Origin of the sequence: Finegoldia magna ATCC 53516, assembly GCF_000159695.1 — a bacterium.
Taxonomy (GTDB): domain Bacteria; phylum Bacillota; class Clostridia; order Tissierellales; family Peptoniphilaceae; genus Finegoldia; species Finegoldia magna_F.
The window spans coordinates 375,783-389,425 of record NZ_CM000955.1 but is presented as its reverse complement, the minus strand read 5'-3'; the positions used below and the strand labels follow the sequence as shown (position 1 = coordinate 389,425).

General features: G+C 28.9%; 12 protein-coding genes. All 12 read left to right on the top strand.

Annotated elements, in window-relative coordinates:
- Positions 1–4 precede the first annotated feature (4 nt).
- Positions 5–1,288, top strand: a complete 1,284-nt coding sequence (locus HMPREF0391_RS01735; RefSeq protein ID WP_002835118.1) for a double-cubane-cluster-containing anaerobic reductase — start codon at positions 5–7, stop codon at positions 1,286–1,288.
- The gene (locus tag HMPREF0391_RS01730) at positions 1,278–1,541 is read left to right on the top strand and encodes a DUF3343 domain-containing protein (protein ID WP_002835117.1); all 264 of its coding nucleotides are present in this window, start codon (positions 1,278–1,280) and stop codon (positions 1,539–1,541) included. The genes HMPREF0391_RS01735 and HMPREF0391_RS01730 overlap by 11 nt, the downstream gene beginning before the upstream one ends.
- A gap of 98 nt (positions 1,542–1,639) precedes the next feature.
- On the top strand, positions 1,640–3,007 hold the full coding sequence (locus tag HMPREF0391_RS01725; RefSeq protein WP_035109097.1) for a GTP pyrophosphokinase: 1,368 nt from the start codon (positions 1,640–1,642) through the stop codon (positions 3,005–3,007).
- Entirely contained in the window at positions 2,997–3,350 is a 354-nt protein-coding gene (acpS, locus tag HMPREF0391_RS01720; protein WP_002835114.1) for a holo-ACP synthase, read from the top strand. The genes HMPREF0391_RS01725 and acpS overlap by 11 nt, the downstream gene beginning before the upstream one ends.
- Position 3,351: 1 nt before the next feature.
- On the top strand, positions 3,352–4,191 hold the full coding sequence (locus tag HMPREF0391_RS01715) for an NAD(P)H-hydrate dehydratase (protein ID WP_002835113.1): 840 nt from the start codon (positions 3,352–3,354) through the stop codon (positions 4,189–4,191).
- Entirely contained in the window at positions 4,191–5,366 is a 1,176-nt protein-coding gene (gene alr / locus HMPREF0391_RS01710) for an alanine racemase (protein WP_002835112.1), read from the top strand. Before HMPREF0391_RS01715 ends, alr begins: the two co-directional genes overlap by 1 nt.
- 109 nt (positions 5,367–5,475) lie before the next feature.
- Complete coding sequence (locus HMPREF0391_RS01705; RefSeq protein WP_002835111.1) at positions 5,476–5,817, top strand: type II toxin-antitoxin system PemK/MazF family toxin; 342 nt, start codon at positions 5,476–5,478, stop codon at positions 5,815–5,817.
- Between the two features lie 71 nt (positions 5,818–5,888).
- A complete protein-coding gene (locus HMPREF0391_RS01700; protein WP_002835110.1) occupies positions 5,889–6,974 on the top strand; it encodes a hypothetical protein in 1,086 nt (361 codons plus the stop codon).
- Positions 6,975–7,550: 576 nt separating this feature from the next.
- The gene (locus tag HMPREF0391_RS01695) at positions 7,551–9,035 is read left to right on the top strand and encodes a hypothetical protein (protein WP_002835109.1); all 1,485 of its coding nucleotides are present in this window, start codon (positions 7,551–7,553) and stop codon (positions 9,033–9,035) included.
- A gap of 4 nt (positions 9,036–9,039) precedes the next feature.
- Positions 9,040–10,542 (top strand): S41 family peptidase, encoded by a 1,503-nt coding sequence (locus tag HMPREF0391_RS01690; protein ID WP_002835107.1) that lies wholly within the window; start codon positions 9,040–9,042, stop codon positions 10,540–10,542.
- Positions 10,543–10,699: 157 nt separating this feature from the next.
- Positions 10,700–12,049, top strand: coding sequence for a S41 family peptidase (locus HMPREF0391_RS01685; RefSeq protein WP_155105097.1), 1,350 nt, complete (start codon positions 10,700–10,702; stop codon positions 12,047–12,049).
- Positions 12,050–12,135: 86 nt separating this feature from the next.
- The gene (locus HMPREF0391_RS01680; protein WP_002835105.1) at positions 12,136–13,629 is read left to right on the top strand and encodes a hypothetical protein; all 1,494 of its coding nucleotides are present in this window, start codon (positions 12,136–12,138) and stop codon (positions 13,627–13,629) included.
- The last annotated feature ends 14 nt before the right edge of the window (positions 13,630–13,643 follow it).

Genomic DNA, 13,643 nt, shown 5'->3' with positions numbered 1-13,643 from the left:
AAAAATGGCAGATTACAGAAAAATGTGGGAAGATTTAGGAATGGATGTCGATCAACACGACGTTTTGTGTGAAGTTTTACCACAAGCATTTGGTGATGTATATTTATCACAAGAAAATAGACCAGAAAAAATGGATTATTTCAACATGGTTGTTGCAGAAATCCACGGAATTAGACCAGCTGAATTAATCGAATTCCAAAAAAACGGCGGAAAAGTTGTAGGAACATTCTGTATTCACGTTCCTGATGAAGTAGTATTTGGTTGTGGAGCTATCAATACTGGTTTGTGTTCAGGATCACAATTTTGGGTACCAGGTGGAGAAAAATATCTTCCAACTGCAACATGTCCACTAATCAAAGCATCTCTAGGTGCTAGATTTGAAAAAACTTGTCCATTCTTTAGACTTGCAGACTTATTCGTCGGAGAAACAACATGCGACGGTAAGAAAAAAGCTTGGGAAATCATGTCAAAAGATGCTCCAATGTACATCTTTGATTTGCCACAAATGAAAAGAGACAAAGACGTTGAATTTTTCAAAGACGAAGTTTACAGATACATCGCAAGAATCGAAGAATTAACTGGCAACAAATTAACTCCAGAATCTCTTCACGATGCAATTGTTTTAATCAACAACAAAAGACGTGCAATGCAAAGATTGTGGGAATTCCGTAAATTAGACAATGTCCCAATCAGTGGTAAAGACTGCTTATTGATTTCACAAATCGCATTCTACGATGATCCAACAAGATTTGCACAAAAAGTTAATGAACTATGCGATGAATTGGATAAGAGAAAAGAACAAAACATTAGCGTATATAAAAAAGGCGCTACAAGATTAATGTTAACAGGAACTCCATTATCTATTCCAAACTGGAAACTACACCACATCATTGAATCAAGTGGAGCAGCTGTTGTATGTGAAGAAATGTGTACAGGTTCAAGATATTTTGAATTAACTGTAGATGAATCTGGAAAAACTATGGACGAAATGGTTGATCACCTAACAGATAGATACATGAAAGGTATCAACTGCGCATGTTACACTCCAAACACTGAAAGAGTTGACGACATTATCAGACTTGCAAAAGAATACAACGTTGATGGTGTAATCGATGTTAACTTAAAATTCTGTAACATTTACGATACAGAAGGTCACATTGTAGAAAAAGAACTTAAAGATCACAACATTCCAGTATTGGGAATTGAAACTGATTATACAGACGAAGACAGCGAACAATTGAAGACAAGAATTGAAGCGTTCGTTGAAATGATAGAAAATGGCAGATAAAATGAACTACATCTTGTTCAAAGATGTGGCAAACGGACAAAAACTTTACGATTTAATCAAAGAAAATTCTATCAAAGCTACGATTGCACCAACACCAAGAGTATTGGATGTGTGTTGTGGGATTTCTATATTGTATGATAACTTGGAAGACAAACCGAAAATCGAAAAAATCATAGAAGAAAACAACATCGAAATCAAAGGCTTTCACGAAATAGAACGAGACATTAATCCTAACAGGATGAAGTTTCTATAAATTGTAAAATCAAAAGAGCACACGCAGTGCTCTTTTTTCATGCTTGTGAAAAGCTTAAATATGGTAAAATAATAGTAGCAATAAAAAGGAGAATAAAAATGAGAGCTGGAATTTTTCAATTTATGAATGATGCTGTTAATTTAATTAATAGCCGTTACAAATTCATAAACTTTGTTGCAGAAGAAACAAAAGAGTTTTTCAGTAAAGTTTTTGAAAAAAACGAAGATGTTATTAATATTAACGCACGTGTAAAAAAAGAAGACAGCATCAAAGAAAAAATACTAAAACAAAATTATTATATAAAATGTAAAGACGTAGAGGATGTGTTCAATCTATTTCCAGATTTGATTGGAGTTAGAATAGAATGTCGTTTCAATGAAAATGAAAAAGATTTGTACGAATATTTGAAAAGACTTTTTTATTACAAAGATGACAATGGCTACTATTATTCCAAGTATGATATGAGAATCAGACTTAACCTGGATCAACCACAACCACAAAAACAAAAAAACGGGTTCGAAATCTATAAAATCGACGCTATTTTCGTGGAAAATGACGACATGAAAATCAATTTCGAAGTGCAAATCAAATCCATGGTCAATGTGTTCTGGGGAGAGGTAGATCATTCGATTTTGTACAAAAATTCAAACTACGTTATGACAGAAGATTTGATACGTGATGTGATGTACTCAATCAAAAATAACCTTACAATTATCGACAAGCAACTCAACAGCGTTTACAAAAAAATGATGACAGTGGAATCCAACGAAGATGACGCTACAAGACAACAATTTAAAAGCATCATAACAAAAATGATTCACGATGGTTACATTCTCAAACTGAAATACAACTTAGGTTTTGTAATAGATATGAGAAACATAGCAAATGTAGTGAGCGATTATTTGTTTTCTGTAATGGATGTTTTGGAGAAAAAACAATACGAAGAAAGATTGATCGACATACTAAACAAGGTCAATGCCATAAGTAACAAGCCAATTAGTTTTGGTGAATTGTATGATTTTTCAGATATGGAATTTGGGGATTACATTCACACTTCATTTGCACAAGGACTTAATAGCAGACTGGACAAGGACTTCAACTGGAACTTCTGTTTGTCGATATTATTTGCGCTTGATGACAGAGAAAACAACGAAATTTTTATGGACTTTGTGTATTATGTGATATATTCCATAAAAAAAGTCATCGAAAAAGAAATCAGCAACTGCAATATAAACCAAACTTACCAAGATATTTTGACGGATAAATTAATGAAAGAAAGCATAAAATATTTGTCAGAATCGTATAATATTAATAATTTTTCACAAAATTCATTCGAAATAATTGGAGAAATCGTGGAAGATTTCGTAAAAGATGTCGAAAGTGTGGAAGATATCGAAAAATTAGATTTCTTAGCATTGAGAAACAAATTCTTGGAAAAATTTGAAGGAATAAAAAATGAAGATTAGATGTGGAACTGATATACTAAGGGTTTCACGAATAGAAAACATCAAAAATCTGGATAAATTTATGAAAAAAGTCTTCACTGAACGTGAAATTTCATACATTGAATCCAAAAATAGAAGTTTTGAGACAATTACGGGGATGTTTTGCATGAAAGAGGCAGTGTCAAAAGCTTTGAAGACTGGAATTGGTAAAATGAGTTTTATGGATGTAGAGTCTATACATGATGATGGATTAGTTGTAAAATTAAATACAGATAAATTTCCAAAAGTTTTAGATATTGATGCATCCATTTCTCACGATGAAGAATACGCAATAGCAATGTGCGTGTTGATGTTGGAGGATTAAAATGGATTTTACAATAAAAAAACGCGATCCTTTTTCCAATAAAGGAAACTACGGAAGAGTCTGCATAGTCGGTGGATCTGACGGAATGTGTGGCAGTGTGTACTTGGCAAGTATGGCAGCACTTCGTTGTGGTAGTGGATTGGTGTACACAATTGTCCCTGAAGTAATCTCAGAAATTATGCAAATTAAATCCGTTGAGAATATAATACTTCCACTTGAGTGTGTCGACAAAAAATTGAGTGACAATTCTATTTTTCAGATTTTAGAATATATTTCCAATAAAAACTGTGTCGCAATAGGTTGTGGTATGGGAAAAGACAAGTTAAATTACGAATTGATAAAATCCGTACTCAAAAACTTCCACAAACCAGTGTTGATAGATGCTGATGGATTGAACTCAATAAAAGACTTCAGTGAACTAGAATACGATGATTATTCTGTTGCGATAACTCCACATCCGCTTGAATTTAGTAGACTTTCTGGATTGGATGTAGAATATATCAATCAAAATCGCGAAAAGGTCGCCACGGATTTTTCAAAGAAACATAAATGTATTGTAGTTCTCAAAGGTCATCACACAATCGTTGCAAAAAATGATGAGATACATGTAAATAATACTGGAAATGCTGGAATGGCGACTGCTGGAAGTGGCGATTGTTTGTCTGGTATCATTGCAAGTTTCATGCACAACAGAGATGTGTTCGAAGCTTGTAAATTGGGAGTTTACATTCACGGATTAGCTGGAGATTTTGCAAAACAAAAAATAGGAGAAGATAGCATTATTGCATCGGATATTATTAGAAATTTACCGGATGCGATTAATGCTTGTAAGGAGAAATAATGTTTAAATATCAAAGTTATTTAAAGGTTGATTTGGACAAATTAAAACACAATTACAAAGAAATCAAAAACATCAGCAATTTAGTCAAAATGTGTGCCGTAGTTAAGGCTAATGCTTACGGACAAGGCGCAGCATTTATTACAAAAGAATTGGAATATTTAGGAATAGATTACTTTGCAGTGTCCAATATAAATGAAGCCTTGGAACTTCGCAAAAATGGAATATTCAAACCAATTATGATTTTAGGATACATTTCCAATGAAAATATTGAAGTAGCAATCAAAAACAACATCGAATTAACGGTTTACGATTACGAAACTGCAGTTGAAATCAATAACGTTGCAAAAAGTTTGAATAAAATATGCAAAGTTCACATCAAAATCGATACAGGAATGACAAGATTAGGATTTCAAGTTAGACTTGACAAAGATAAATGCTTGGAAGAAATCTTCAAAATCTATAAAATGGATAATGTAGTGTTGCAAGGAATTTACAGTCATTTTTCAGATGCTGATAGCGAAGATTATTCCTATACAAAAGAACAATACAATACATACATTGGTTTTATGATTGATGTGGAAAACAGAGGTATAACTGTTCCAATAAAACACATAGCAAATGATGCAGGAGCGATAATTCACGGATATTTCTTGGATATGATAAGATGTGGAATCGGTCTTTACGGATATCACGCATCAGATTATGTAAGAGAAAATTCTAGACTAAATTTGGAAGAAATATCATCACTTTACACAACAGTGTCCATGATTAAAACAGTTCCAAAAGGAACAGATATCGGATACGGTAGAACATTCACGACAAACTCTGAAACAGTAGTTGCAACAGCGACAATCGGATATGCTGACGGTTATCCTTTGGAATTATCAAACAAAGCTTACGTAATTATCAACGGCAAAAAAGCAAAAATTTTGGGAAAAGTCTGCATGGATCAAATCATGATAGATGTAACATACATTAGAGATGTAAAAGTCGGCGACAAAATTTTGTTGTTCGGAAAAGATGACATGGGAGAAATCTCGTTGTACGATTTGGCAGAAATGGCTAACACAAATGTTTATGAGCTTTTGTGCAGAGTTACAATGAGAATTCCTAGAATTTACACTAGAAATGGAAAAGTCGTAGAAGTGTGCGACTATTTACAAAAAATCAACTAATCTTAGCCCAGCTTTTAAGTTGGGCAAGTTTATTATATTGATTTCTTGAAGTGTTTTGGATATAATAAAAATAGTTCTTAAAATAGCGAAGAGTTTATAGGGTGAGTTTATGAAAGTAAAAAGAGGAGACATATTTTACGCAGACTTAAGCCCTGTTGTTGGATCTGAGCAGGGTGGTGTAAGACCTGTCGTTGTTGTTCAAAATGATGTGGGAAACAAATACAGTCCAACCGTAGTCATAGCAGCTATTACTTCACAAATAAATAAAGCGAAATTACCAACACATGTTGCAATCGAACGATCCAAGTACGGTTTACCGAAAAATTCAGTTATTTTAGCTGAACAAATAAGAACTATTGATAAAAAAAGGCTTCGTGAAAAAGTAGGTAGCTTTGATGATAGAGTTCTGATAAAGTTGGATGAAGCTTTAAAAATATCTGTGGGTATATAATCTAAACTACATATTTTATAAAAAAGTTATCAAATTTGATTTGGTAGCTTTTTTTGTATATAATTTAAGCTATGGAAAATTACGATATTTTTAGATTAAACAACTTTTTAATATACAAAAAAACAGGAACAGATGGGCTAAGCATCTACGATTGGAACAAAAAGAAGTTCGTATTCAAAAACGAAAATAGCGAACAAGAGCTTCTTAAAATTAACGACATATACATCAACGACAGAAACAGTGACATCGAACTAATCGATTTAGTTGAACGTGAACAAGAAAATTCATTTTCTTCAGTTGTGAATTACTACAGCGATATGAGCGAAGTACAACTTCATAAAAAGACGATACTATATCTCATAAAAGACAAAGATTTTGATATGTTACAAGATTTGTTCGACAAAATCGAAGATGATCAATCATATCCTTATCTATTCGTATACGCAATCAAAAAACTAATCCAATATGGAAATAGTCCGTCACTATTAAAAGGCAACATCCAATTAACAGAAGAAAACCAAGAAATAGTCACTACCTTATCCATAAGTATGATATCAGATGCACTGTTAAAATATTTTGATTATTTCAAGAAGTTTTTCATCTTCACATCCAATTACGTGTTCACAATAGATGTCAGAACGTATATACTTATGAATTACATGACTAAATTCATAGCAAAATGGAGAGAGTTTCTATACAAATACTCAAAAGTCGACGACAAAGAATCCACATTCAAATTAATCAACGATTACGTAATCATGCTTTCACAAAGCTTGGACAATGATAATTACTCAATTGAAATGGAAAAAGAAATCATATCAGAAACCAAGAAATATTTGAACGAAGAAGATTATACGAATGTGTTCAAAAATTTGTCATCAATACATGATTCGTATTATTTTATACTATTCGTAGAAGAACTTATCAAACAAGACAAAGACAAAACATTTGAAAAAGTGTGGGAAATTTATCGAAAGAGATTAAAAAGCACATACAAAGACAAAAAATACATGAATATAGTTATGGAAATCAAATCATTCGAAGCTAGAAACGATGATTTGTACCAATATTTGAAGAAAAACATAGAGAAAACATTCAAAAAAAGAACAAAGCTATTAGAAATATTAAAATTCGTAGATACATTGGATTTTCAATAAATATATAGAGCATATTGCAGGGGCATTTAAAAACAATGTCCCTGTTTTTTGTGTCATAATATAATTTCAAAAAAAACATTAATTTGTATTACTAAAAAACAATTACTTATAGATTTTTCAAATAAATGAAATTAATAATCAAATATTGATGAAATAGTATTAAAGCGAGAAGAATGATAATAAATATCGTTAATATTACAATAAATAAGATAACTACCGACCATTTATTAGAAAATCAAATAAGTAAATTTTTGACAATAAAATATTTTTGCTGTAATATTATAAGTAATAACGGAAGGAAAAATGAAGGAATCTAAATACAATTTTGTATTAAAGAATGAGGAAAATTATAATTGTACTTGTAATGAAAACACTTACCTAACAAATGAATAATTTCTTGAAGAAAAAATAAAGTTTATACAATATTGCAAAAATAGTGACTTAGACAATATGTATCCAAACAAACACCATTAAAATCGATTTCAAGTTCAGCTTGTACGGTAATAGATGAAGGTGGAGGAGCGGATATCCATTTTCCATGTGTAAATCCATACAGAAAGGGGATACAAATTAAAAATGATAAATAAGATTAAAATTTTAAGCGCTGCTATAGTTATAGCAGTAGCTTTTTCTAATATATCTTACACTGCTAATGAATTAGACAATATAGAAGTTCTTACTATTTCTAAAAATAGCCTGTACCACAAGGGAAACTTAGATACAAGCAAGGAAAAACGTAAAAAACTTGGAGAAATAGAATTAAATAGAGTTTTATCAAAAGAAGATTACATAAAAGATGTTAATAATTTTAAAAGCTTTTATATTCATGAACAAGGATATCTTGGAGGATATACAAAAGAACAAGTAGATTTGGATATTGATAAATTACTACAACATCCTACAGGAAATACAATTGGAGATTTGAATTTGCAACTTGCTAAAATAATATCTAATATGAATGACGGGCACACAACTGCTATGTATTTTTTGGGGACAGAGCAATTCCCATTCATAATAAAAATAATTGGCGATGAATTCTATATCATAAACACAACAGAAAAATACAAAGACTTATTGTATTCTAAAATAGTAAGCATTGAAGATGTAAAATCGTCAGAAATATTAAAAAAAGTTAGCAAATATGTATCTGCAGAAAATGAAACTGGCAAGAAAAATCTTTTACATTATGGTTATATGATGTACACTGATTTACTTAAAAAAGAAAATATATTAAAAGAAGATAAAGTACATTTACAAATTTTACAAAATGAAAAAATCGTTGATAAAACTGTAGATACTATAAAAACTGATAATATTGGAATATATAAAAATTACTACGATGAAGAAAGCTACAATCAAATAATGTATGATACTAGTGAATTAAAATGGGATGCATATACAAATTGGGGAAAAGAACAATTCACAGAAAATAAACCATTTTACTTTTATAAATCAAACAAAAATTTAGTAATTAAATATAATTATTCTTATGATATGAATAAAGATAACGTATTAAAAGATATGATAACAAAAATGCAAAACGAAATACAAGCAAAAGATATCGACAATATCATATTAGATATCAGATATAACGGAGGAGGCAGTGAGTTACATACCAGAGAGCTAGAATTTGCCATAATGCAATATCAATTATTAAATCCCAAAATCAATGTCAAAGTATTAACTGGAGAGGGAGTTTTCTCAGCTGGGACAAAAATGTTGGATAGTGTAAAAAGAAACCTAGAAAATGTACAGATGATTGGAACAAATACTGCTGGATCTTCTAGTTATAATACATCTGCTGGAAATTTTGTATATCTTGGGAAAAGCAAACTATTCATCCACACATCAGGAGAAATGATAAGATATGATTATAACTACAAGGATGTGTTACATTGTTCTAACTTAAACAAAGGCGATGGATTAACGTGGTATCCCGATATGTTTATCGAAAACCAAATTCAAGATTATGCTATTGGAAATGACAGGGTTATGAATTATGCACTTAGAGATGAAGCAAATAATTCGTTGATTGATAAGATAAAGGAAATTTTTAGATAAAGAAATGAATAATAAATTTAAAATATACAGAGCCATAATAACAGTAGTATCAGTTATTATGGTTCTACATATAAACTCAACATTGTCTAAATCAAGTAGTGAATTAGATAATGTAGAGGTATTGACCATTAATCAAGATGGGTTACAAGGAAGTGAATATTTAAGAAACAAAGAGTTAAAGAAAGAATTATTAGGAAATATTCAACTTAATAAAGGTCTTACAATAAAGGAGTATGAAAAAGATATAAGAAATTTCCTAAGTTTTTATTTAGATGAGCAAGCTTATTTCGGAAACTCAACCAGAGAACAAATAGAAAAAGAAGCAGAAAAATTATTAGAAAAACCAGAAAATAAAACAGTTTCTGATTTGAATTTGGATATATCAAAAATTATTGCTCACACTAATGACGGACATACGTCGACATTACTAGGAATAGGAGAAAATTTTTTGCCCATTAAAATTAAAATCATAAATGGAGACTATTATATAATAAACACTACTAAAGAATACGAAAAATTATTATATTCAAAAGTTACAAAAATAGGAAATACTACAACTGAAAAAATCACAAAAAAACTACGAAATTACATATCAGCAGAAAACAATTACTTTAAAACTCACATAATGGAAGATAATTTATTGCTTTTTTCAGATATACTTTTAAGAGAAAACATAATAAAAGATAATAAAATTAGGTTGACATTAGAAATCAATAATAAAAAAGTTGAAGAGACAGTAGATTTGATAAAGTTGCCAGATATAAGCATATATAAATATTATTACGAAGGAACAAGTTTTTCACAAATTTCTACAGGAAAAAGTGATATTATTAAAAACAGTTTTACTAATAGTCACAATCTTAAATTTACGAAAAACTTACCGTTTTATTTTTACAAAATTAATGATAATTTGATAATAAAATATAATTCTTCGTATGACGATAATAATAACAAATTAAATGAAATGTTAACAAGTATTAACAATACCTTAAATATTAATAAGCTAAAAAACATAGTAATTGATTTAAGATATAATTCTGGTGGTCAAGTTAATCATATTAGAAATCTTGAATATGCATTATTAAGATGGGAGATAACCAATCCTGAATTAAACATTAAGATATTAACAGGAAATGCATCATTTTCTGCGGGCACTATGATAATAGATGAGATAAAGCGTAATTTTAAAAATGTTGAAATTATTGGAGAATATACAGGAGGACCTTCTACATGGACGACATCGGCTAATAGAGATATGATTTTTTTAGGTAAAAGCAAGCTTTTTATTTATAGTTCCGATTGGATGTATAGATATGATTATAACTACAAAGACGTGTTACATTGTTCTAACTTAAACAAAGGCGATGGAACAACATGGATACCAGATATATTTATCGAAAATCAAATACAAGATTATGCTGTTGGAAATGACAAGATAATGAACTATGCACTTAGAGATGAGGGAAATAATTCATTGATTGATAAGATAAAGGAAATTTTTAGATAATAGGACTAAAAAATGTGAATACAATTTTGAATTTTATGTGAGGAGTATTATGGTAGTGAAAGTTAGAAGGAAAATGTTAATCAAAAATAATATTATTTTCATTGTAAGCTTACTATTTTTTGTAATATTGACCACAAGTTTTAATTATGAGACTAGTGTGCAAAAATTAGATGAAGTAACAGAGTTTGATATTGAAAATGGGAATTTTGAAATTTTAAAAAATAAAAAAATAAATCCAAATCAACTTATCTCAAAAAAAGATTACCAAAATATTATTATCAATATAAGAGATTTTATGCTTGAAAATCATATTTTTTTTGATGAATTAAATAGAAAAGATTTTCGGAAAAAATGTGATAAATTAATCAAAGCTAACGTACAACATAATATTATAGATACACAATTGGATTGTAGACTTTTGTTAACTAGTTTAAAACAGGGACATGTTGGAATTGACGATATATTTTTTACAAAAATTTTGCCGATTTATATAGAGAAAATAGATAGTAAGTATTATATATTAGCATGCGAAAGAGAAAACAAGGAATTATTGGGAAATGAAATATTAGAAATTAATGATATTAAAATAGATAAAGTTATAAATGTATTACAAAAATATATTTATGGTGAAAATAAAAACTTTTCAGAATATATTACTTGTAGATTTATAAATTGTTATGATTTGCTTTTAAGAGAGGGCATGGCTAGTGGCAATAAAGTAAAGTTAAAATTAAATAATAACGGAAGAATAATTCAAAAAAATATTGAAATAATAGATAATAAGAGTATTTTGCTTTCTGATATAAAAGTATACGATAAATATTTTACAATTAAAGATAATACAGAATTACAAAAAAATATTAATGAAATTTATAATGAAATTTTATACCCGCTTAATTCAATATATGATTATGAAAAATTATATTATATTGAAAGAAAAAAAGATTCTTTAGTAATAAGATATAATTCATGTAGTGAAAACGACAAATATGATATAGAAAAATTTGCTAATCAAATTTCTAACTTTATGTATTCTTATAAACCAAAGAACATAATCATTGATTTAAGAATTAATGGTGGAGGTAATAATGCATTATATCTAGGCATATTAAAAAAGATAAAATTTTATCAAATGATTCATTCTAATACAAGCATTAAATTATTAATTGGGCAGTCGACTTATTCATCAGGAGGAGATGCAGCAAATTTGACAATTAAAAAATTAAATAATGTTGAGATTATAGGTAAAGGATCGGGTTTTCCAGTTAATAGAACGTCAGGAAATTATAAGCTTTGTTATGTTGGAGGTATATATTCATTTATAAAATATTGTCAAGATATATACGAATTTGATTACGGAATTATAGATGTCTTTAAACATAATTACAAGAATTATAACTATTCTGAAAACATGATGACACCAGATTTCTATGCAGAACAATCATTTTCAGATTACATGATAGGAAATGATCCAGCGATGAATTATGCATTGAGAGATGAGAGATAATTTACAGACAGATAAGATAAAGGAAATTTTTAGATAATAGTACTAAAAAATGCAAATATAATTCTAAATTTTATGTGAGGAGTATTATGGTAGTGAAAGTTCGAAGGAAAATGTTAATCAAAAATAATATTATTTTCATTGTAAGCTTACTATTTTTTGTAATATTGACCACAAGTTTTAATTATGAGACTAGTGTGCAAAAAGTTCCAGATTATATGCTAGATAAAATGTACTCAATAAATGGAGAATTTAGTGAAACAAAATTAGTTAATCTTAAAGATAAAATATCCCAAGAAGAATATAAGAATACCATAGAAGGAATCGAAAAATTTGTGTTAGATAATCACATATTATTTGATAGCATTTCTAGACAAGACTTTTCGAAAGAATGTAAAAAAGCAATACAAAAAAAGAAAGCTCATACAATTATTGATACACAAATGGAATGTAAAAAGTTGTTATCTAGTTTAAGACAAGGACATTTTGGAATAATTACTGATTATTACACAACAATTCTACCAATAAGATTTATGAAATTCAAAGATGGATATTACATATACTATTCTGATGATAATAGAGATATAGTAGCTGCTAAAATTTTAGATATTAATGGAGTACCTATAAAAAGTGTAATAGAAAAAGTTTCAAAGTATTTTTATGGGGAAAATAAAATCTTCACTGAAACAAACTCAATACGTGGGATAATGTACTATGATTATCTAAAAAAAGAAAACATAGTAAATGGTGAAAAAGTCAGATTTAAATTAGAAAACAATGGCAAAATATATTATAAAGAAATCACACCGATAAAAACAGGAAAGTGGAAGTTTAAAAAAATAAGATCAGATTTTAACGAAATATATAAGGATAAAGGATTTGAAAATACTTATAAAGTCAAACAATTAAGCAATATTAGTATTAATCCATTAGATAAGATACATATCAGAGAAAAACTGTTTTATCTTCAAAATAAAAATGATAATTTGATAATACATTTTAACTCATGCACTGAAAATGATCAGTACAGTATAAATAAATTTGAAAAAGAGTTAAATGATAATTTAAAAACTTATAGACCTTCGAAAATCATTATAGATGTAAGATTTAATACGGGAGGATACTCTTATGTTTTTAGTCCGATATTAAAAGAAATTACGTTATATAAATTACAAAATCCAAGAACAAAAATCAAATTAATGATTGGTAATTTGACATATTCTGCTGGAGGAGAAGCTTGCATCAAGACGATGAGAAACATTGATAATATAGAAATAATAGGAACTGATTCAAGCAGTACAATAAATAATACATTTGGAATAAATAATGTGTTTTATATAAGTAGCATTAAAAGCATTTGCAGTTACGGTGATACTTTAATCAGATCTGATTATACCATTGAAGATATATACAATAATAATTACAAAAATTATGACTTTATTGAGAACATGCTTACACCAGACTTCCACGCTGAGCAGTCTTTTGCAGATTATATGATAGGAAATGATCCTGCGATGAATTATGCATTGAGAGATGAGGGAGACAATTCCTTGATTGATAGAATAAAAAATTTGAAAAAATAATATCAGGAAACATT